We start from the raw sequence: 21,873 nt of genomic DNA, 5'->3' as shown, positions 1-21,873 counted from the left end.
CCGCCCGGTTCTTTCGCCAACGTTGCACCGTGGCAGGCGGACTCGCATAATCGCCCGGCGTGAGGTCTTTCGAATTTCCCTTTGATTGGTACCGCAAGTTCGCGCGGCATTGGCTGTTTTGGCTGGGCGTCCCGATCGCGCTGTATTCGTGGACTCTGACGGGCCCCCTTCTGAGCGACGATCTTCACCTGATACTCAAGGCCGAGCGCTACCTCCGCGGTGAATCGGATCGCTTCGAACTCTATCGTTTTGCAGCTTCGGATGAAGAGTGGCGGCAGTTGCGTGATCGGGGCGTCATTCCATGGTGGGCGCCGCCGACCGGTCGTCTGGATTTTTTCCGGCCCATGATGGAGCTTTCGTTCCTCCTGGACGTGCGATTTTTTGGCAGGAACCCTTTGGGCTTCCGGCTGGTGAGTATGGGCTTCTTTGTTGTCGCCTTGTGCTGCGTCCGCCGTCTCTTCAGGGCGGCGGGGGCCGATGAGGTTCACGCCGGCACGGCCACTTACTTCTACGGCCTTTCGCAGACGGTGACGCCGCCGGTGACTTGGATGTGCAACCGGCAGGACCTGCTCGTGGTCATCGGCGTGACCGTCGCCGCGACGGCGTATTGGGAGGCGGTCCGCCGTCCGCGTGTCACGCAACTTTTCCTGGCGATGGGCGCGTTCTTGTTCGCGCTGCTGTCCAAGGAAGTGGCCATCGCCCTGGCGGGCGTCGTCGGCCTGCACGAAATCATCGCGCGGCGCCGTCCGGACGCGCGCTCCGGCCGAAGAATGGCCTGCTGGATTGCGCTGGCCTTGGCGCTGATGGCCGCCGGCTATCTTTCGTATTACGTCTATAGCCGACCGTGGGCATTGCAGGTCGCCTCCGGCAGCGACGGGGGCTCATCGCAATTCGGAAGACAACTGCCGCTCTCGCTTCTCCTGTACGCTGCCGTTTGGACGATCGGATTTCCCATCGATGTGCTGCACGCCGCGACGAACACCCAGGCGCTGGCGGTCGGAGTCATCGGCGGCGTGCTGATGTTACTGACAATCCGATATCTTCGGCGTTCGACCCACAGGGACGCCGCCGCGATGTTCTTTGTTCTATGGGCGGTCTTTTTCATCGTCCCAGGCCTTCGCGCATTAACGGCAAGCACGCGCACGCTTTGCACGGCAAGCGTCGGATGGTCGTACCTGCTGGTCGGATTGTTCTTTGCGACGCGTACCGGTGCGCCGCTGGCGCCGCTGCCGATGAGGGCCTGGCTCAACGCGGCCAACGGCGTGATCAGCGCCGGCTGTGCGATCGGGACCGTGATCTTCATGAACGCCACGGAGTCCCGGGCCCGCGAGCGGATTCAACAAACCGTGGCCGACTTGGCGGCGCCGCTTCAGGACGGTGATACGCTGGTCGTGGACCGCGCGGAGTCGTCGTTCGAAATGCTTTGCGCGGGCGATCGGCTGGAGTATCTGACCGGCCGCCGTAATGTGGCCGCGCTGTTCCTGGTAGGGCCGGGGATCGATGCGACGCTGTCACGAGAAGACGACCGAACGATCATGGTTCGCGCCAAGCACGGCGATCTATTCAGTTCGCCGATCCACCAGTTGACGTTGGGACCCCACTGGAACCCGCGCCGCGGCCAGCAATTCGAGACGCGTGATTTTATTGCCGAGATCGTCGAGGTGAGCGCGGAACATCACGTGACCGCCATGCGGTTTCGATTTCGAGAGCCCTTCACCACGCCGCGCCTGCATTTCTGGCCGCCGGTAACCGCCGCGAATCCCACTCCGCGAGGCGCAGCACCATGACATCCCGGCGACGCATTTGCCTCAATCCGTGCGATTGCTGCATCTACGGGCATCATCGCTGGCTGGCCCGCCGGCAGCGCGGCGGCAATATCGCCTTCATGATGGTCGATGTCGAGGGGATCGTTGATCCCGCCGCCGTTCGCCAGGCACTGACGGCGGTGATGACCGCCTATCCCGTCACATTGGCCTCGCTGGGCATATCGCCGCTGCGACTTCGGCCGTTTTGGAAATTGCCTTCGTCAACTTCGGATGCCGACGTCGCCGCCGAAAGGGCCCACGTCTATGACGATCTTCGCGCGGACCCCGACGCGACAGCGCGGTTGAATCAGCTTTGTACGAGGCGATACGGGCCGGACTGGGATTTGTCGCGCGGGCCACAGGTGCGCCTGGAGCAATACGCGCTTCCCGGAGACCGGACACGACTATGCCTGCGTTGGCCGCACTTCCTCATGGATGCAGAGGGGGCGCAATGGTTTCTCTCCGAACTCGGACGACATTTCGACGGCACGAATGATCCGTCGCAGTCGCTTCTGCCCGCGGACGACCCCTCGGTGGAGGTCCTGGCGCAGATGTCGCCCCTCGCGCGGGTCCGGTTCATGATGCGCGGCCTCTCGGCCCAGAAATCGCCGGCCCGATCGCAGGTCCGGCACGTCGTCGCAGCACCAGCCCAGCGCGTCGAGTCCTATCAGTTCCTGCATCGCTGCTGGCGCGGTCAGGACTTCGAGCGAATTCGTGAAAGGGCCCACCAAACGATGCCGCCCGGCCCGGCACTGTACGGCCGATACCTGGCGGCCATCGTCCTTCAGGCGCTCGACCGTGTCTACCGCGAGGAAGGGTTCGACACGCAGGAGTTTGCCATCACGTTTCCAATGAAGGTGCGAATCACGCCCCCGGGGGATGAGGCAATTTCTCGGCCGATGACCGGCAACTTTCTCGTGACGCCGACGCTTGTTGTCGACCGCGGCAAAGTCGGCGACCTTGCGGCGCTGGGGTCGGATATTCAAATGCAATTGCAAGCCTTTCTGGAAGTGCGCGGCGACAAGGCCCAATGGGCCCTGCTGGAGGCCGCGGCGCTGATCCACGCATGGTTTTACCCCGCTCTTTTTCGATTTGCGTTCGCGGGGGCGGCGTATTCGTCCGGCTTTTCATATTACGGTGAAATTGATCGTCCCCTGCGCCGTTTTGCCGGCGCGGAGGTCACCAACATCTGGGGCGGCGGACCCTCCACCACGCCGCCGGGCTGGAACCCGGTCTTCAGCCGTTACGGCGATAACCTGAATCTGAGCCTGACGTGGACGCGACCGCATATCCCGGACGCGCTGGCCGAGCGCTACGCGAATTTCATCGGGGAATTCGTTCTCGCAAGATGAAGAACCTCACCACAGAGGCGCAGAGCCACAGAGACGCTGCGAAATGGATTTGTACGTATTGCCCATTTCTTATTAAGATTACGGCCCTCTAACGATGGGAGCACTCTTGGAGGACCAAACCGGCGAGGTCGTTTTGTATGCAGTTTGCGGTGACAACCACTGGCCAACAAACAAAGGACGCCGATCCCATCACCGCGGCGATCATTGGAGCGGCAATCGCTGTGCATAAGGCGCTGGGACCCGGTCTCTTGGAATCGGCGTACCAAGCCTGTCTGGAGTATGAGCTCTCCGAACGAGGGGTTTCATTTCGATCGCAGCTTGATGTACCCGTCGTTTACCGTGGGCACGCCATTGGATGCGGCTATCGTTTGGACCTCTTGGTCGAGGATCAAGTCATCGTCGAAATTAAGTCGGTCGAAGCCTTGCTACCGGTCCATGACGCGCAGTTGCTAACGTATCTCCGTCTGCAAAATAAGACGAGAGGGCTCCTCCTGAACTTCAATACTCCGTACCTCCGAGACGGGATACGCCGGATGGTGCTTTGAATGTTCTGTACGCGAGGGGGAATTGATTATGGAGGTTTCCTTATTATCTCTCTCAGTTCGTACTCTGTGTCTCTGTGCCTCTGTGGTGAATCTCTTTTAGTTTGGCGCGGCCTTGTATCATGTCCCTTACACTGACCAACGCAGTACTGCTGCACCTTGACCCCCCGGGCGCGTCGCCCGGCTCGATCCGCATTGAAGGCGATTCCATTCATTCCGTCGGCGATCGCGTCACGCCCCAACCCGGCGACGAGATCATCGACTGCCACGGCGCGGTCATCCTGCCCGGCCTCGTCAACGGCCATACGCACCTTTACAGCGCCCTGGCGGTGGGCATGCCGCCTCCGCCACGAGCGCCCGCCAACTTTCACGAGATTCTTGAACTGGTGTGGTGGCGGCTCGATCGCGCCCACGACGTGGAGTCCGTGAAAGTCAGCGGAGCGATCGGTGCGCTGGATGCCCTGCGCTGCGGGACCACCACGTTGATCGACCACCACGCCTCGCCGAGCTGCATCCCCGGCAGCCTCGACGCCCTCGAAAACGGAATCGATCTTGTCGGACTCCGCGCGGTGCTCTGTTACGAAACGACAGATCGGAACGGCCATGCGGGCGCCAGCGCAGGCCTCGAGGAGAATCGTCGATATCTGGAGCGCTGCCGCGGGCGATCGGATGGCTGGTTCGCCGCGCTCGTGGGGGCGCACGCCGCGTTCACGCTCAGCGACGACTCCCTTGTGGCGTGCGCGCGACTCGCCGCCGAGTTCCAGACCGGCGTTCACATCCATGTCGCCGAGGATCCCTGCGACGATCGCATCTGCCGGGAGAAATACGGCGCGCCGCTCGTCGAACGGCTCACACGGAGCGGCATCCTCGGCGAGGGCGACGTTGCCGCCCGATCCATTCTCGGCCACTGCACGCACCTGGCCGAGCCGGATGCCGCGCGGATCGCCTCCGAGGTCGCCGCAATCGCCCACAACCCGCGCTCGAATATGAACAACCAGGTCGGCTACGCTCCGATCGGGAGTTTCCTCAAGGCAAGCGCGACGTCGCCCGCTTCCTCAAGCCTCAAGCCTCAAGCCTCAAGCCTTCTCCTCGGCACCGACGGAATCGGCAGCGACATGCTGACCGAAGCGGGGGCCGCGTGGTTCAAGAGCCGCGACGCGCGGGCCGGTCTGTCGCCGACGGATATTGTAGGAATGCTCGCACAGTCGGCTCGGACCGCGGGGCGCCTGCTGGACCGAACGCTGGGTCGCCTGGAGCCTGGCGCGGCGGCGGATGTCGTCGTGACGGACTACATCCCTTCAACTCCCCTGACCGCCGAAAACGTTGCGGGGCATGTGCTTTTCGCTCTGGGGCCCCAGCATGTCCACGACGTATTGATCGACGGCGCCTGGGCGCTGCGCAACCGCAAGCCGGTCAGCATCGAGGCGTCGCACATCCTGCATCGCGCGCCGACCGTCGCCGCCGAGTTGTGGAAGCGCATGCAGGCGATTTGATCAGAGCCATCTGAATCCGCGGTCGGTCCCTCACGGGCACGCGCCCCCCAGGAGGCAGGCGGTGAAGGCGGCGATGTCGCCACCATCAACCTTGCCGTCGCGGTTCACGTCCGCGGGACAGAGGTCCTCGACATCGGCCGCGTCCGGATCGATCAATATCGCTGAGAGCGGCTCAATGTCCGCAACGCTGATCGAATCATCCCCGCTCACATCGCCGGTCATGCGCTCGGGGCAAGGATCGCAGAAATTGCCGATCCCATCACTATCCATATCCTGTTGAAGCGGATTCGCGTGCAACGGGCAATTGTCATTTCCGTTGGCGAGGCCATCAGCGTCGATGTCCTTGGTATTCAGGGCCCAAAGTTCCCGGCCGCTGACTTGATCGTTCGCCTGGAAGAAGAGCAAATCGCCGCTCACGGCCAGGCCGGTCGGATTCGAAGACGCCGGGCCCGGCGCGAGGTCGGCCATTTGGTAGGTGCCGGCCTCCGTACCGTCCGATCGCCACAATTCGACGCCGTGATCCGCGTCGTATGCCGCCAACAGTGCGAGGGAAAGGCCGGGAATCTGAACGATACTCCCCAGATGCGAACTGTCCTCGCCCGCGGCAATGTCGCGTACCATCAGCGTGCCCTCCGGCGTGCCGTCGGACCGCCAGAGTTCGATGCCGTGGATGCCGTCGTTGGCGGCAAAAAAACAGACGTTGCCGACGGCCGCGAGATCGTGCGGCCTGGAACCGAGGGGGCCCGGCCGGATGTCGCGCACGAGGCGGGTTCCGGCGCTCGTTCCATCGCTGACCCACAACTCCGCGCCGAAATCGTCACTCGCCGCCGTGAAGAAGACCCGGTCACCCACGCCGGTCAGCCGTTCGACTTCGGCGCCGTCCGATCCCGGGACAATATCGAGGATCATCGTCGTGCCCTCGGGCGTGCCGTCGCTCCGCCAGAGTTCGAGACCGTGGAGACCGTCGTCGGCGGCGAGGAAAAGGATGCCATTGGCGGCCGCGACTTCGCTTAATGAAGAATCCGAGTTTGCCCAAATATCCACGGCGGGCTGCGTACCGGCCTCCGTACCGTCGGTCTTCCAGAGTGAGTAGTGCCGTTCAGTGTAGGCCCTGAAATAAACTTCCTCCCCCAGTACGGTGAAATACTCGGGCAGCGAATCGCCGGACGGATTAACGTCTTTCACCTGAAGCGTCCCCGTCTGGGAACCGTCGGATTTCCAAAGTTCGACGCCGCCCGGGCCTCCGGCCGCAAAGTAGGCCGCCTTTCGATGGCTTGCCAGATAGCGCGGCGACCACGGCGGGCTGCCCGCAGGCATGACGCGCTGGGTCACGTGCCCATCGCTTTTCCACAATTCTGTTTGGTCGGCATTGTCTGTGGCGGCGAATAGGACATCATCGCCTGCGCCGGTGATGGAATGAGGGGAGGAATGGGAAAAGGCGGGTTGGATGTCGTGGACCAGCCGAGTTCCTGTTTCTGTGCCGTCAGTTCGCCAAAGTTGAAGGTCCCCGGTAGCGAGTTTGGCTTCGAAGAGAAACATGGAATTTCGTTCCTGAAACATGCGTGGCGCAGATGAGGCCGCGCCGGCACGAATGTCCTTGACCATTACTGTGCCGCTTTCTGTTCCATCGCTCGTCCATAGTTCTCGTCCAATTGTCCCATTGTTCGCGCCGAAAATGAGTTTCTCTCCAAACAGGAAGAGCGGAGTCGGCAACGAAGGCAGGCTTCCGGGGCGAATGTCCTTTACTAATTGTGTCCCCGTTCCGTTGCTCTTGAATAATTCCCAACCGCCGGCCGAAAAGTAAACAGTTTCGCCCCATGCCTTTAGACCGATCGGATTGTATCCTTCGTGCAGCGGTAGATTGATCGGAACCTCCTGGGTGCCGGACGATGTGCCGTCCGTCCGCCATAGGTTGCGATAATCTGAAAAGATGCGCTCAGCGGCGAAAAAAAGGTACCCTTCTGACGGCGTAACCGATTCAATTCGATGGGCGTGATTGTTACTCCAAGGCAAAGGCTGGACCATTGTGGTTCCCGAAACAGTACCGTCGGTCTTCCACAATTGGTCGTCCTCATGCGAGATAGTGCTTACATCCGCAATGAAAAACAACTCTTCATTCCAAGGCACGAATTGGCGTGGATTCGACACGACCACTCCGGGCAACGACGAGGTCAACATGAGCGTATCGCTCTCGGCTCCGTTCGTTCGCCACAATTGCAAACCGTGCATTCCGTCATCCGCAACGAAGTACAAGGTTCCATTCACTTCGGTGAAATCATGCGGATCGCTGTCCATCGGTCCGGGTTGGATGTCGGCGAGCATTTGCGTCCCGGATCCTGTGCCGTCGCTTCTCCAAAATTCAATCCCATGCGTGCCGTCATCGGCCGCAAAATAAAGGGTGTCGTTGAAGACAAAGAAGTGTTCTGGTCCAGAGCCGAACGGACCGAGGCGGATATCTTTGACGATTTCCGTTCCTTCCGGGGTGCCGTCCGATTGCCACAATTCCTGCCCGGTCTCTTCTTCGTTGGCGACAAAAAGGAGCGTACTTCCGATGTTGGTCAACGACCGGACAAAGCACGTTGAGTCAAACAGGACAAACGCCCTCACGACGACCGTGCCGGCTGCTGTTCCGTCGCTTTTCCATAGGGCCTCGCCGTGTATTCCGTCGTTGGCGGCGAAGTAGAGTTCGCCATCGATAACGAGCAGGTCATGCGGATAGGAACCTTCAGGACCGGGCCGAACATCGCGAATCAGGGTCGTTCCTTCGGGCATCCCGTCGCTTTTGTACAACTCGACGCCGTCGGGGCCGTCGCAGACGAAAAAGAACTGGCCGGCATCGCCCTCCACGAATTCGCCGAGAAAAGACGTTTCGCTCGTCGCCGGACCGGCCGCGTTCCGGATGTCGGCGACTCGAAACGGCTCGGCAGCGCTGGACAAGAAAGCAGGAATTATGACAACCACGCCGACGATCAAAGAGTTCAGCAATTGGTTGCAGTGGGGTCGAAAGATTGTTCGCTGATGGGTCATTCCCCGACCCTCCTCAAGACACTGGTCTGGGGCGTAAGCCGACCCGATGATCGTGCCAAGAAACTGCCGTCGCCGCTGGGTGACTCGGGAAGGCAGTCCATTCGTCCCCAGGTTCCCCTCCAGAACAAAAAGGAGAGGTCACCCATGTCGGGAGGTTGTTCAAAAAAAGTACCGTCGCCGAAATCGGCGAACTCGACATGTCCGTCTGCATAGGAGACGTTGAAGTAGCCGAGCCTATGGTGATAACCAGTTAGCTCGCCCGGTTCGAGTGAACCCCAAATGTCGTTCGTCCAGGCTGTTTGGAAGACACGGGCCTCCATGAAAGAGATCGTCTTTGAGGGTGCTGGAATGCGATGCGCCGGTCTTCCATAAATCCCAATCGACTGGTCATCGTAAAACGGCAGGTTGTTCATCCTATAAGACGTACCGTTGGCTTTAAAATAGGCTGTTTCCGTCTCGCGCGGGTCGGTTAGAAAGTCCGGCCAAGACTGCCAGCCTTGGTCCAGCCCGGCGCACAGGAATTCCCTATAGAACGCGGGATCGCCCGGTGCGGTATTGGACACTCCCGCTTCCCCGAACTCCAGACCGTAGAGCATTTCGTTAAACGGCCGAGTTCGCGGGTCGAACTCTTCACCCCACCCGACATAGTTCATAGTGCCGGGTCCGCCGCCATACTCGGCGTATCCTTCGTACCAAAAGCTGTCTCCTTCAGGATGCACCGGCCCCAGAATGTTTTTGGGGTCATTCTCCGCGTACGTCAGCGCGGTCTGCATAATCGTCCGCAGATTGCCCAGACACCGATTCCGGCGATCCGACTGGCTGCCGCCATTGGCGCCGGCCGCCACCACTCCGGCCAGCAGCGACACGGCCCCGAGCGAGACGAGGACCTCAATGGGCGTTAAACCGAAATGAGAAAACTTGCGCCGGGGTAGAAACATGAAACCGACCTCCTTGCTGGCGGGATCATGGCGAGTGATCTCGACGCGCCGCTTTCACGTCGAGAGGGTGCATCCGTCTGGACGGGGCCGCGGCGGTCTGCCGGGAGGGAAGGGATGGGCCGAATGGATTAAGGCGAGTATTTCGGTCGCTCCCTCCGGGGCCGCGGGCTCCCCACGGAGTGCATGGTCTCCAACAGATAATAGGACGTAACCAAGTGTCCCACCTTGTTAAACAACGGCGAGGCAACCCTTCTTCCCAGCAGATTCGGATGCCGCGCAAGTATCTGTCCTCTCGGATGTTGAGCGCGAGGTGGCGGCGGCCATAGGCGATGTGGTCGCGGTCCCGACAATCTCGTGCAATCCAGTATCCGCTACAATCCTTGCTTTCATTGGGACCGATCGCCCACTAACCATCGTGCAGGCTATGAACACCCACACAGTCATACGTCAGATCATCGCCGATTCGCAGGCGGCCATGAACCGCCTCGGAGACTCCGCCATCGCTCAGATCGCCGACGCGGGCGCCATGGTTATCGACGCCCTCCGCTCCGGCGGGGCCGTCCTCGTCTGCGGCAATGGCGGGTCGGCCGCCGATGCGCAGCACATCGCCGGGGAACTCGCCGGTCGCTACCAGCGCGACCGCAAGGCGTTCAACTGCCTCGCCCTGACGACGAACACGAGCAACTTGACGGCGATCGCCAACGACTTTGGGTATGACCGCGTCTTCGCGCGACAGGTCGAGGCCCATCTTCGGCCAGGGGACGTGCTTTGGGCGATCAGTACCAGCGGTAATAGCACCAGCATTGTTGAGGCGGCCAATGCGGCCAAAGACCGGGGCGGTAAGGTGCTGGGGTTTACGGGTTCGTCAGGTGGCAAGCTCGCCGCGCTTTGCGACGTGTGCTTCAAAGCCCCCGCCGAGGTCACCTACCAGATCCAGCAGCTCCATCAGGTGGCGTACCATATCATCTGTGATCTGGTCGAGCGGAGCCTGGGGTCGAGTTAAGGAGATCAGCCGAGGGCGGCTGATCTCCATCGAAAGCAGCCGGGGGCGGCTACTCTTCATCCTTGACTCCCCCTGCGGAATACTCTAAGATAATTGCCATGTTGACCAGATGTCTCATGTCCAAGCCCGCCCTTGTTTGCGGCTCCGGTCTGGTCGGCCGATGCATGTGTTGTTGTCAGACGAACAATGGAGGAGCGTCCTGACGGCGATCGCGCACCGCTAGTTTGAATCGAATGCGAATTCAAGCGGCCTTCAGGATGGTTCCTGAGGGCCGCTTTGTTTTTTACCCGCGCCCATGGGCGCTCAGTGAGGAGTAGCAATCGTGGGACTGCCTGTTCTGATACCGCCGCCGACGACGAAGCTCGGCGAGACAAGCACGCCGCAGGAGCTGGTCGCCTGGAGCCTGGAGCGATTCGGCGATCGCAACCTCGTCATCACGACCTCCTTCGGCATGGAAGGCTGCGCGCTGATTGACATGTATGCCCGGCATCGCCGGCCGCTGGACATCATTTACCTCGACACGATGTTCTTCTTCCCTGAGACGTACGCGCTGCGCGACCGGCTGGCCGAGCGCTATCCGCATCTTTCCTTCATCAACCGCGGCACGACGCTCACGCCCGAAGAGCAGGCCGAGCACTTCGGGCCCGAACTGTGGAAGAACAATCCCGATCAATGCTGCAAGATCCGCAAGGTGGACCCCATGAACGAGGTCCTGACCGGGGCGGATGTGTGGGTGACGGGGCTGCGGCGGAGCCAGTCCGAGACGCGCGCGGCGCTGCGGGTCATGGAGTGGGACTGGAAGTTTCAGTTGATCAAGTTCAACCCGCTGGTGTCATGGGATCGCCAACAGGTCTGGGAATACGTACAGTCCCACGAAGTGCCGTACAACGAACTGCACGAGCGCGGCTACCCGACGCTCGGATGTACGCACTGCACGAAGCCTGTCGAGGGGTCGCAGATCGGCGACTACACGAGGGCGGGCCGCTGGACGGGCACGACGAAGACGGAATGCGGACTGCACGGCGACGGAATCTAGGCAAATGCCGAATAGCGAATATCGAATAGCGAATGACGGAAAGGGCTGTGGCGCCTTTTCTTTCGCTATTCGCAATTCGCCATTCGCAATTAGGAACTAAGGGACAGTCCATGGCTGAGACGAAGGGAACGAAGGAATCCAAAGTTGAAGGCTTTAAACGTGCCAGCCGACATCTGCGCGGAACGATTCGCGAGACACTGGCCGGTCCCGCCACGCACTTCGACGAGACCGAGGCGACGCTGCTCAAGTTTCACGGGACCTATCAGCAGGATGATCGCGATCAGCGGCGCGAGCTGCGCGACAGCGGGCAGGACAAGGCGCATCAGTTTATGGTCCGCATGGCCATTCCCGGGGGCGTCGTCTCAGCGGAGCAGTACCTCGCCCTCGATGAAATGGCGGATCGCCACGCGAACGGGTCGCTGCGGGTCACGACGCGGCAAGGCTTCCAGCTTCACGGGGTTTTGAAGACCAACCTGAAGGCGACGATCGCGGAGATCAACCAGACGCTGCTCACGACGCTCTCTGCCTGCGGCGATGTTGAACGCAACGTGATGGCCTGCCCGGCCCCGCTGGATGATCCGCCGCACCGGCTGCTCCGCGAGATCGCCTCGCAGATTGCGAAGGAACTGCGCCCTGCCAGCCGCGCGTACCACGAGATCTGGCTCGACGAGGAAGAAGTCACCTCGACGCAGGACGAGGAGCCCTTTTACGGCGACACCTACCTGCCGCGCAAGTTCAAGACCGGCATCGCCCTCGACAGCGACAACTGCGTGGACATCTACAACTACGACTGCGGGCTGATCGCCATCGTGGAGGGCGGACACGTCGTCGGCTTCAACGTCCTCGTCGGCGGTGGGATGGGGATGACGCACGGCAAGGCCGACACGATGGCCGCCCTGGCTCAACCTCTCGGCTTCATTGCGCCGGAGCACGCCGTCGAAGCCGTCAAGACGGTCGCCGCGATTTTCCGCGATCACGGAAATCGCGCAGACCGGCGACATTCGCGGTTGAAGTATTTGCTCGCGGAATGGGGCATCGATCGGTTCGCTGAGGAGTTTCGGCGGCGGGTTTCATGGACGCTCGTCCCGTCGCGACCGTTGCCGCCGCCGAGTTTCCACGATCATCTGGGTCGCCATCCCCAGGGCGGCGGAAAATGGTTTTACGGAATCTTCATTGAGAATGGGCGGATCATCGATCGTGACGGCGTTCGCATGAAGTCGGCGCTGCGCGAGATGATTGCGAAGCACCGCCCCGGAATTCGACTCTCCCCGCATCAAAACCTGTTGCTCACCGATCTCGACGAGGCGGCAATCAGCGACGTCGAACAATCGATGCAGGCCAACGGCGTCAAACCGGTCGAGCAGCTATCGGCCGCGCGGCGATTCTCAATGGCCTGCCCGGCCCTCCCGACGTGCGGGCTGGCGATGGCGGAGAGCGAGCGGCTCATGCGCTCGGTCGTCGACCGCTTCGAGGCGGAACTGACGTCGCTCGGTCTCCGTGACGCGCCGATTACTCTGCGAATGACCGGTTGCCCGAACGGCTGTGCCCGCCCGTACACCGCCGACATCGCTTTTGTCGGTCGCAAGCCGGACGTCTATCACGTCTATGTCGGCGGGGGAATGCCCGGTGATCGCGTCGCCGACTTATTCGCGGCCGATGTGCCGACAGACGAACTGGTGCAAGTGCTTCACCCGCTCCTGGCAAGCTGGTCCAGGCAGCGGCGCGGCGACGAAAGCCTCAGCGATTTCTATCAACGTCTCACCGATCGCCCGGCCCGGCGCGTTTCGATCACCGGCAGCGAGCAACCGACCGTCAAGACGATTTCACTCCAGGTGCTGCCATGATCTCGAGACTGCATTACGTCGGCGCGACCCACAAATCGGCGGCGCTGGCGGTTCGTGAGCAGCTCACCGCGGGCCCCGATCGCGTGATCGATCTTCTCTCTCGATTAGGAACGATTGCCGAAGAGCGCGTGGTCGTGAGTACGTGCGGTCGGTTCGAAATCTACCTGGTGCAGGACGCGGAACCACACTTCGATTGGCTTTCAAGATTGAGCGGTGTCGTTGGGCTTTCTCCCGATACTTTGCAACGCCACGTTGAGCTGCTCTCGGGCGAGGCGGCGGCGCGACGGGCGCTGCGCGTCGCCGGCGGTCTCGAATCGAAAATCATCGGCGAGCACCAGATTCTCGGCCAGGTTCGCGGCGCGTTCGAGGCCGCGCACCTGGCCGGCGCTGCCGGCCCGCTGCTTTCGACGCTGTTTCGATCAGCGATCCACGCCGGCAAGCGCGTGCGAAGTGAGACCTCGCTGGGCCGCTTGGCGCGATCCTATGCCGCGCTGGCCGTGGACTTGGTCCAACAATCATTAGGCTCAGTCACGAACAAATCCGTGGCGGTTTTCGGGACCGGCGCGATGGCCCGCGAAGCGGCCGCGCGTTTGGCGACGACTTCGTCCGACAACTTGATCATTATCAGCGGCCACGCCGATCGCGCGGCGGCCCTCGCAGGCGAGTTGCGCTGCCGCCATTGCACAACGGACGCGTTGCCGACGGTGCTGACCGAAATCGACGCGATGATCTGCTGCACCGCGTCGCGCTGGGGCCTCGTCGAACTGCATCTCGCCCGCCGCACCGCGGCCAAACCGCTGACCCTCATCGACCTGGGAATGCCGCGAAACGTCGATCCGGCGGTCGGAATGCTGCCGGGCGTTCGGCTGATGGACCTGGATCGCATACCGGAGGCGGCGGCGCCGCATCGCGAGTCGATCGCCCGAGCCGAACAGATCGTCGAATCCGAACTGGCCCGGGTGCTGAAGTGGGCGCGCGAGCGCGAGGCGGCCGCCGCGATTGCCCGGCTGGCGCAGCCCCAAGCCGACCGCTCGCGCCGACGCGAAATCCATCGCGCCATCCTCCAACTGAAGGAGGGAGCCGCGGCATGAGTCGGACCGCACTGATCCTCGCCGCGCATGGGTCCCGCCACGAGCCGGCGGCCAATGAGGCTATTTGCCGCATGGCGAAAGATCTCGCGCCGAGGCTGGATTTCGACGAGATCGTCGCCGCGTTTCATCAGGGCGAACCGACCTTCGCAACCGTCCTCGACCGAATCCACGCCGACGACGTCACCGTCCTCCCGATCATGACCAGCGAGGGCTATTACTGCGACGAGTTTCTTCCCGCGCAATTGCGGCTGAACCGGCGATTTAGTGAATGCCGCGTCGTTCAATCGTCGCCGATCGGGGTCCATTTCGAGATGGCGCTACTGGTTGCCCGCCGCGCGGAGGAACTCGCGGCGCAATGCGGTCTTGCTGCGGCGACGACCACACTCGCCATCGTTGGGCACGGCACGCCGCGCCATCCGAAGAGTCGCGCGGCGACCGAAGCGCTTGTTCAATCACTTCGGATTCGCGGCCGCTTCGCGGAAGTCTTGGCGGCCTATCTCGATGACGCGCCGCCGGTGGAGCAGATCCCGTCGCTGGTACAAAGCCGCGACATAATTGTCATCCCTTTTCTGATCAGCCCCGGCCCCCATGCCACCCGCGACCTGCCACGCCGGCTGGGAATTGGCGATCCTGACAGTCCCGCCCCACCGCTTTGGAGCCGGATGGGCCGTCGCCGTGTGATCTGCGATCGACCGATCGGCGCCGATCCGCGACTTCTTGAGATGGTGGCGAACATCGCCGGTGAATCCAAACGCAAACGACATCGTCCCGCGGGCCGCGCGCCAACGTTCCGCCTGGGCACCCGCGCCAGCGCCATGGCGCTTTGGCAGGCCGATTTCGTCGCCGCTCGTCTGCGCGCCTACGGCGTTGCCGTCGAGATTGTGCCTCTGTCGACGCTGGGCGATCGCGTGCTCGATCGTTCCATCGCCGATTTGCCGGTCGACGCCCCCTTCGCGCAGGACATCGAGCAAGCGCTGCTCGACGGCCGGATCGATCTCGCCGTTCACTGCCTCAAGGACCTTGCGGTGCAACCGACGCCGGGTCTGCAACTCGCCGCCATCCTGGAGCGCGACGACGTGGCAGAGGCGCTCGTTAGTTGTAGCGGCCTCGCCCTCCGCGACTTGCCCGCCGGGGCGATCGTCGGCACGTGCAGCCCGCGACGCGCCGCGCAATTGCTCGCGGTTCGCCCCGATTTGCGGGCGACCAACATCCGCGGGCCGGTCGAAGACCGCATCCGCCAGGTCCACGCCGGCCAATTTGACGCGACGATCCTTGCCGTCGCCGGTCTGCGTCGCCTCGGGCTCATGCGCGAAATCACCGAAGTCCTGTCACTCGACGATTTCCTTCCCGCCCCGGGACAAGGCGCCCTCGCGGTACAAGTTCGGGCGAATGACGACGAGGCGCGAACGCTCTGCACCCCGCTGGATCACGAGCCAACGCGGCGCGCCACGACGGCGGAACTGGAATTCCTGCGACCGTTCGAGGGCCGTCGCGACGCGCTGGCCGCCGCCTATGCCACGGCCGGACGGCGAATTCGGCTGCGCGCACGCGTGATATCTCCGGATGCCGCGACCATGCGAGAGGTATCGATTCTCGGCGACGACCCTATCGCCGTCGCGCGGCAGGCCCTGGAGGAATTGGGATCGCGTCCGCGATCGCCCCTTACTACGCATGAGATTCAGGGAATCGGAGCGGCTCTATGAGCACACAAATCGGAACAGTGTATCTGGTGGGCGCGGGTCCCGGAGACCCCGGCCTCATTACCGTCCGCGGCCGCGCGCGGCTCCGCGAGGCGGATTCCATCGTCTTCGATCGCCTCGTCTCCCGCGCGCTTCTGAGACAAGCCCGCCCCGACGCCTGCCTGATCGATGTGGGCAAGACGCCGGATCGGCCCGGCATTACCCAACAACAGATCAACGAGATTCTCGTCGCGGAGGCCCGGGCCGGTCGCCGCGTGGTCCGCCTTAAGGGAGGCGATCCTTTCGTGTTCGGTCGGGGCTTCGAGGAACTCGCCGCGTGCCGTGCGGCGGGCATTCGTTGCGTCGTCGTATCCGGCGTGACGAGCGCGATCGCCGCGCCCGCCGCGGCAGGCATTCCCGTTACTCATCGCAGCTCAAGCCGCAGCGTGGCCATCGTGACCGCTCGAACCGCTGAGGACTCCCGCTCGCCGCTCAACTATGCGGCGCTCGCGGCGATGGACACGCTCGTCGTCCTGATGGGCCGCGCCGCACTCGCGGAGTTCACGAAATCCCTCATCGGGGCCGGCCGAAGTCCGGCCACGTCCGCCGCCTGCATCGAGCGCGGCACAACGCGCCGGCAACGCGTGGTCCGTGCGTCGCTCGCGGAAATCGCCGACACAGCCGATCTCGCGGGACTTCAAGCGCCGATCGTGACGGTGATCGGGGAGGTCGCCGCGCTGGACAACACGGACCTCGGGGAATTCGCGGCAGCGTCCACGGACGCCGGACCATTAGCCGGATTGCGTATTGTGGTCACCCGGGCCGATACGTCGTCGTCCGATCTCGTTTCGCAATTGCGGGAAGAAGGGGCGACGGTGTTCGCGGCCCCATTGATCAAGATAGCCTTCCCTTTGAGGCAGGAAGCGCTGATCACCGCCCTCAGACGCGAGTCCAAATACGACTGGATCGTGTTGACGTCGCTCCATGCCGCCCGCGCACTTCGCAGGGCGCTGACCGAAGCTGGACTCGACGCGAGGGCGTTGGCCGGAAGCCGGATCGCGGCCGTGGGTCCGGCGACCGCCCGCGCCTTACGACGCGTCGGCCTGATTCCTGACTTGGTTCCGGCCGATTACACCGCGGCGGCGCTGGCCGAGGCTATCGGAACGACGGCCCGAGGTCAGCGCATCCTTCTTCCGCGCTCCGACATCGCCCTGCCGGAATTGCCACGACGACTCCGCGCGGCCGGCGCGCACGTCGACGAAATCGTCGCCTACCACACGAAACCTGCCGCGCCGTCGGCGGAAGCCCTCGCTGCGCTCCGTGCCGGCGTCGACGCCGTCGTGTTTTGCAGCCCTTCAGCCATACGCCAATTTGTTGAACTGCATTTGGACGCCGGACCCGCCGCGATCTTCTGCATTGGATCGACAACGGCCGACGCCGCACACGCCGCCGGACTCAACGTGGCACAGGTCGCCCGGTCTCATACATCCGCCGGACTCGTTGCGGCCCTCATCGATCACTTTTCCGCTGTAGGAGCAACCTCATGAGCGATATGTCCTTTCGACGACTCCGCCGTCTGCGCCGGACGCCCGCGCTCCGCACACTGGTGCGCGAGACGAGGCTTTCCACCGACGACTTCATCTATCCGCTCTTCATCGCCGAGCGCGAGCATGACGCGGGCCCGGTCCGGTCCATGCCCGGCGTCGTGCGGCATACGCTTGATTCGCTGGAGCGCGAGATCGAACAAGTCGCCGCGCGAAAGATTCGCTCAGTCCTGCTGTTCGGCATCCCGGCAGGAAAGGATGCTACCGGAAGCGGCGCCTACGCAGAGGATGGCGTAATTCCACAAGCCATCCGGAGAATCAAGGCGGCGCGGGAGGACATGATCGTCGTCACGGATGTCTGTCTCTGCGAATACACCGATCATGGTCACTGCGGCCTCATTCATGAAGACCAGGTGGATAATGATGCGACGCTGCAGCTGCTCGCCCAAACGGCCGTCGCACATGCCGCCGCCGGCGCGGACCTCGTCGCACCCAGCGCGATGATGGATGGCATGGTCGGCGCAATTCGCCGATCGTTGGATGGCGCAGGTCACAACCAGGTGGGCATCCTCTCGTACGCCGTCAAATACGCTTCATCGTTCTACGGCCCGTTCCGCGAGGCGGCGGACTGCGCACCGAAATTCGGCGACCGACGGACGCACCAGATGGACCCGGCCAATGTCCGCGAAGCGCTGGCCGAGGCGGAGGAAGACCTGCGCGAAGGCGCGGACCTGCTCATGGTCAAGCCGGGCATGCCCTACCTCGACGTCCTCTCCGCTCTCCGACAGCGGTTTCCGCAGGCCCCGCTCGCGGCCTATCAAGTCAGCGGCGAGTACAGCATGATCAAGGCAGCGGCCGGTCACGGCTGGCTGGACGAACGCCGCGTCGTGTTGGAATCGCTCACGGCGATCAAACGGGCCGGCGCGGATATCATCATCACCTACTTCGCCAAGGACGCCGCCGAGTATCTCGCGCAAGCGCATGACTAAATCCGAGCAACTTTTCGCCCGAGCCCAGGCGCTGATGCCCGGCGGTGTCAACTCGCCGGTCCGGGCATTTCGCGCCGTCGGCGGGTCGCCCCGCTTCATCCGCTCCGCGCGGGGCTGCCGGCTGACTGACGTCGATGGGCGCGAGTACATCGACTACATCGGCGCGTGGGGGCCGGCAATCCTGGGACACGCCCATCCCTCCGTCATCGAGGCGATTGAGCTGACGATCCAGAACGGGACGAGCTTCGGCACGCCCTCGCCGCTCGAAGTCGAACTGGCCCGCGAGATCGTTGTTCGCGTCCCCTCCATCGAAAAGGTACGCATGGTGAACTCCGGCACCGAGGCGGTCATGAGCGCGATCCGCCTGGCCCGCGCGGCGACGGGCCGGGAGAAAGTGCTCAAGTTCGACGGCTGCTACCACGGCCATGCCGATTCCATGCTCGTTAAGGCGGGCTCGGGCGTCGCCACGCTCGGCCTGCCGGATTCGCCGGGCGTAACCAGCGGCGCGGCGGCGACGACGCTGACCGCGCTGTACAACGATCTGGAAGCGGTGCGTCGCGTGTTTGAATCGGCCGGTACGCAGATCGCCGCGATCATTGTCGAGCCGATCGCAGGCAATATGGGCGTCGTTCCTCCGACGGACGGATTTCTCGCAGGACTCCGCGACATCTCCACTGCCCACGGCGCGCTGCTGATCTTCGACGAAGTCATGACCGGCTTTCGCGTCGCCCGCGGTGGGGCACAGGAACGGCTTGGCATCCGGCCCGATCTGACGACGCTGGGCAAGATCATCGGCGGCGGGCTGCCCGTCGGCGCGTATGGCGGTCGGGCGGATTTGATGGACATGATCGCGCCGACGGGACCGGTCTATCAGGCGGGGACGCTGTCCGGCAATCCGGTCGCGATGGCCGCGGGTTTGGCCACGCTGCAACTTCTGGACGCCAAGGCGTACGGCCGGCTTGAAGAACTCAGCGCGCGGCTGGAGGCCGGCCTTCGCCGCACCTTGGAGGAAACGGGCGAACGCGGTGTCGTTCAGCGCATCGGCTCGATGTTGACGCTTTTTCTCGGCGTGCCGGCGGTTCGCAACTTCGCCGATGCCGCGGCCGCGGATCATCGGCGCTTCGCCGCATTCTTTCACGCAATGCTCGACCGCGGCGTTCACCTGCCGCCCAGCGGCTACGAAGCGTGGTTTGTTTCGCTGGCCCACGACGATGAATCCATCGATCGGACGATCGAAGCCGCCCGCGAATCCCTCATTTCACGATGAGCTTCGCGCTGAACGCCGCTTCAATGAAGATCACTGACGGCCGCAGCGTGGTCTGGCCTGGTTTGAAATGGTAGAAGTCCCCGCGAATCGTGCCGGACACCTGGGACTCGTCGTGCGAACTGATTCGTATCGACGCGAGTTTTGGCTGATAAGCGCCGAGCGGTGTAAAGATGCCGTTGCCGCGCGGATCGTAAAGCGCCGCGCCGCCGAAATCGATGGTGTTGCGGGCAAGAGCTTCAAGCGATTCGGCCTTCTCGAATGTGCCAAGGGTCAGCCGCGAGCCGTCGGCCGCGGGCTGCGAGGTCGTCAGCGTCACACCCATTGAACCGCCCGAACCGCGATCGGGTTGCAACACCAACACGAGGTTGGCCACAGAAAACGATCGATCCGCCTGGATCCTCGCGACGTGCTGGATATCAAACTCGATGGCCCGGGCGGCGGGAGCTTGCTCGGGCGGCAACTCGGGTTCGTCGTTCTCACATCCGGTCGCGCTCCACGCACCGCACGCCGCCGTGAAGGCGACGATCAACTGCCGAACAGTGGGACTTGGGAAACGTTTCACAACGAACTTCTCCACCGAATCCAGGAGTGCATGTCCGAATTGTCGCTTCCCTTGTTGAGTACCCGCAAGAGTTGCGCGTCGGGGCGCAACATCGTGCAGCGCCGCCGACATTCTCAGACGTTTCAAGGCCGACCCTGACGGTGCCGATATACATCGCGAGGCTGTGGGTCTTCCGCTGTTAGGCGGGACAGCCTGGCTTGGAGGATCCGAGTAACGGCGAGCTCGGATCCTCTTTTTATTTTTACCGAGAGCGGAGGAGATTACGAGGGCTGCGGCCCGGACCGTCGGCCGGGCGCATGACCGTCCGCCTTCGCGCCCCTGCCGCCCAGTTCCCGCCAAGGGACACCCCGAAACCGGCTCCATTGCCTCAAGCGGCGAGCGCTGCCCGTAAGAATACGTAAAAATCGCGAAAATCCGGGGAAAATAGGGATTGATTCCGGGGCAGGGCATCGCTAACTTGTCTATCCCAAATTCGCCCCCGAGTGCGAGGCGGGATCGAAGGCCTTTTCCAAGGAGATGCAATGGCTACTTCAATGAGCAAGTCGGCATTGATTCGACACCTGGCGGAAAAGAACGAGCTGACCCGGGCGCAGGTCGTTCAGTTCATGGACAATCTGGTGAACGTCGCGTATCGCGAGGCGAAAAACAGCTTCACGCTGCCGGGAATCGGCAAACTGGTACTGGTCAACCGAAAGGCGCGGATGGGACGAAACCCCGCAACGGGAGAGGCGATCAAAATTCCGGCGAAGAAAGTGGTGAAATTCCGCGTCGCCAAGGCGGCCAAGGATGCCATCCTGGGACCATCCAAAAAGCGATGATGGAGCCCCCGGGTTTAAAGCGGATAACATGGTTGTCGTCCGCCGATAGGGCTATGGCTCGGCGCGTGGGCAGACGGCCTTTCGGGCATCAACCGGAGGGCTCGGACCGAAGCGCCACCGAACCCGAACCGGCCCAGCCCCGAAATTGAGGAAAATTCGGCGCGGCGGAAGTTTGATCGCGGGCGGTCTATAACAACAAAGTTTTGGAACAGGACATGGCAGCACCACGAAAGACGGCAACCAAGAAGACGGCGTCCAAGTCGGCCGAGGCCAGGCCCAAATCAGCGGCGAAAGCCCCCGCCGCCAAGTCTCGCCCGCCGGCGAAGCCCGAGGCAAGGCCAAAGGTGAGGCCGCGCACCCATATCCCCGTGGGGGGTGGCGCACCGGGGGGCTCTCGGTTCGTGGATCGTGTGGAACCCCCGGAAGAGATGCCGACGCCGGGTAAGCCCATGAAGCCGGTGGTCGATGCTGAATGGCAGAGCGCCATTCGCGAGGCCCTGGCCCGCCAGCGGCAGCAGCTCCTCTCCGTCGTGCAATCGACGCAGGCGCAGATGGCGGAGAAATCCGGCGACTTGCCGGATGTCAGCGATCGGGCTTCCGAGGGATTCGAAGACGAATTGTCCGTGGGTCTGATCGCCATCGAGGCGGCGCAGCTCGACGACATCGAGGCAGCGATTGCACGGATCGATAACGAATCCTATGGGCTCTGTCTGGATTGCGGCAGGCCGATTCCACGAAAACGGCTGGAAGTGCTCCCCTTCGCCCGGCGCTGCCTAAACTGTGAAGGGGCCAACGAGCGCCGGGTCCGCAGCATTGAACCTGAGGAAGACGAGGAAGAAGCGGATTAAGGTCGCTGCGCGAAAAACGCGATCGCCGCCGTACC

The 21,873-nt window shown here is 62.9% G+C and carries 17 protein-coding genes; 14 read left to right on the top strand and 3 right to left on the bottom strand.

Translation table 11 applies throughout. The features are described 5' to 3' along the window. Positions 1 to 59 precede the first annotated feature (59 nt). The 4 genes from VJZ71_03895 (at position 60) to VJZ71_03880 (ending at position 5,192) form a co-directional block, all read left to right on the top strand. Complete coding sequence (locus VJZ71_03895) at positions 60 to 1,787, top strand: hypothetical protein (protein HKQ47197.1); 1,728 nt, start codon at positions 60 to 62, stop codon at positions 1,785 to 1,787. After that, the gene (locus VJZ71_03890; protein HKQ47196.1) at positions 1,784 to 3,157 is read left to right on the top strand and encodes a hypothetical protein; all 1,374 of its coding nucleotides are present in this window, start codon (positions 1,784 to 1,786) and stop codon (positions 3,155 to 3,157) included. Before VJZ71_03895 ends, VJZ71_03890 begins: the two co-directional genes overlap by 4 nt. Before the next feature lie 137 nt (positions 3,158 to 3,294). Then, positions 3,295 to 3,702, top strand: coding sequence for a GxxExxY protein (locus VJZ71_03885; GenBank protein ID HKQ47195.1), 408 nt, complete (start codon positions 3,295 to 3,297; stop codon positions 3,700 to 3,702). 119 nt (positions 3,703 to 3,821) lie between these two features. Then, positions 3,822 to 5,192: an amidohydrolase family protein gene (locus tag VJZ71_03880; protein HKQ47194.1), complete on the top strand. Its 1,371-nt coding sequence runs from the start codon at positions 3,822 to 3,824 to the stop codon at positions 5,190 to 5,192. 30 nt (positions 5,193 to 5,222) lie between these two features. On the opposite strand, the gene VJZ71_03875 is transcribed toward VJZ71_03880, so the two are convergent. Beyond that, on the bottom strand, positions 5,223 to 8,219 hold the full coding sequence (locus VJZ71_03875; GenBank protein ID HKQ47193.1) for an ELWxxDGT repeat protein: 2,997 nt from the start codon (positions 8,217 to 8,219) through the stop codon (positions 5,223 to 5,225). Continuing rightward, positions 8,216 to 9,157 carry a hypothetical protein gene (locus VJZ71_03870; GenBank protein HKQ47192.1) on the bottom strand — a complete coding sequence of 314 codons (942 nt, stop codon included), beginning with the start codon at positions 9,155 to 9,157 and terminating at the stop codon, positions 8,216 to 8,218. The genes VJZ71_03875 and VJZ71_03870 overlap by 4 nt, the downstream gene beginning before the upstream one ends. Before the next feature lie 424 nt (positions 9,158 to 9,581). Between VJZ71_03870 and VJZ71_03865 the strand changes: the two genes are divergently transcribed. The 8 genes from VJZ71_03865 (at position 9,582) to hemL (ending at position 19,610) form a co-directional block, all read left to right on the top strand. Continuing rightward, the gene (locus tag VJZ71_03865; protein HKQ47191.1) at positions 9,582 to 10,160 is read left to right on the top strand and encodes an SIS domain-containing protein; all 579 of its coding nucleotides are present in this window, start codon (positions 9,582 to 9,584) and stop codon (positions 10,158 to 10,160) included. Positions 10,161 to 10,482: 322 nt separating this feature from the next. Continuing rightward, positions 10,483 to 11,196: a phosphoadenylyl-sulfate reductase gene (locus VJZ71_03860; protein HKQ47190.1), complete on the top strand. Its 714-nt coding sequence runs from the start codon at positions 10,483 to 10,485 to the stop codon at positions 11,194 to 11,196. Between the two features lie 110 nt (positions 11,197 to 11,306). Further along, entirely contained in the window at positions 11,307 to 13,040 is a 1,734-nt protein-coding gene (locus VJZ71_03855; GenBank protein HKQ47189.1) for an NADPH-dependent assimilatory sulfite reductase hemoprotein subunit, read from the top strand. Continuing rightward, on the top strand, positions 13,037 to 14,131 hold the full coding sequence (hemA, locus tag VJZ71_03850; protein ID HKQ47188.1) for a glutamyl-tRNA reductase: 1,095 nt from the start codon (positions 13,037 to 13,039) through the stop codon (positions 14,129 to 14,131). Before VJZ71_03855 ends, hemA begins: the two co-directional genes overlap by 4 nt. Beyond that, positions 14,128 to 15,834, top strand: a complete 1,707-nt coding sequence (gene hemC, locus VJZ71_03845; protein ID HKQ47187.1) for a hydroxymethylbilane synthase — start codon at positions 14,128 to 14,130, stop codon at positions 15,832 to 15,834. The genes hemA and hemC overlap by 4 nt, the downstream gene beginning before the upstream one ends. Beyond that, complete coding sequence (gene cobA, locus VJZ71_03840) at positions 15,831 to 17,357, top strand: uroporphyrinogen-III C-methyltransferase (protein HKQ47186.1); 1,527 nt, start codon at positions 15,831 to 15,833, stop codon at positions 17,355 to 17,357. The genes hemC and cobA overlap by 4 nt, the downstream gene beginning before the upstream one ends. After that, positions 17,354 to 18,343 carry a porphobilinogen synthase gene (gene hemB / locus VJZ71_03835; protein HKQ47185.1) on the top strand — a complete coding sequence of 330 codons (990 nt, stop codon included), beginning with the start codon at positions 17,354 to 17,356 and terminating at the stop codon, positions 18,341 to 18,343. The genes cobA and hemB overlap by 4 nt, the downstream gene beginning before the upstream one ends. Further along, entirely contained in the window at positions 18,336 to 19,610 is a 1,275-nt protein-coding gene (gene hemL / locus VJZ71_03830) for a glutamate-1-semialdehyde 2,1-aminomutase (protein HKQ47184.1), read from the top strand. Before hemB ends, hemL begins: the two co-directional genes overlap by 8 nt. Here hemL and VJZ71_03825 read toward each other — a convergent pair. Then, positions 19,597 to 20,172, bottom strand: a complete 576-nt coding sequence (locus VJZ71_03825) for a hypothetical protein (protein ID HKQ47183.1) — start codon at positions 20,170 to 20,172, stop codon at positions 19,597 to 19,599. The two genes, hemL and VJZ71_03825, sit on opposite strands and share 14 nt — an antisense overlap. Before the next feature lie 521 nt (positions 20,173 to 20,693). Here VJZ71_03825 and VJZ71_03820 point away from each other — a divergent pair. Next, on the top strand, positions 20,694 to 20,990 hold the full coding sequence (locus VJZ71_03820; GenBank protein HKQ47182.1) for an HU family DNA-binding protein: 297 nt from the start codon (positions 20,694 to 20,696) through the stop codon (positions 20,988 to 20,990). 401 nt (positions 20,991 to 21,391) lie between these two features. Continuing rightward, positions 21,392 to 21,838 carry a TraR/DksA family transcriptional regulator gene (locus VJZ71_03815; GenBank protein ID HKQ47181.1) on the top strand — a complete coding sequence of 149 codons (447 nt, stop codon included), beginning with the start codon at positions 21,392 to 21,394 and terminating at the stop codon, positions 21,836 to 21,838. Positions 21,839 to 21,873: the final 35 nt, after the last annotated feature.

The sequence above is a fragment of the Phycisphaerae bacterium genome, assembly GCA_035275405.1.
In the GTDB taxonomy this organism is placed as follows: domain Bacteria; phylum Planctomycetota; class Phycisphaerae; order UBA1845; family UTPLA1; genus DATEMU01.
This window is presented reverse-complemented; position numbering and strand designations above follow the sequence as displayed.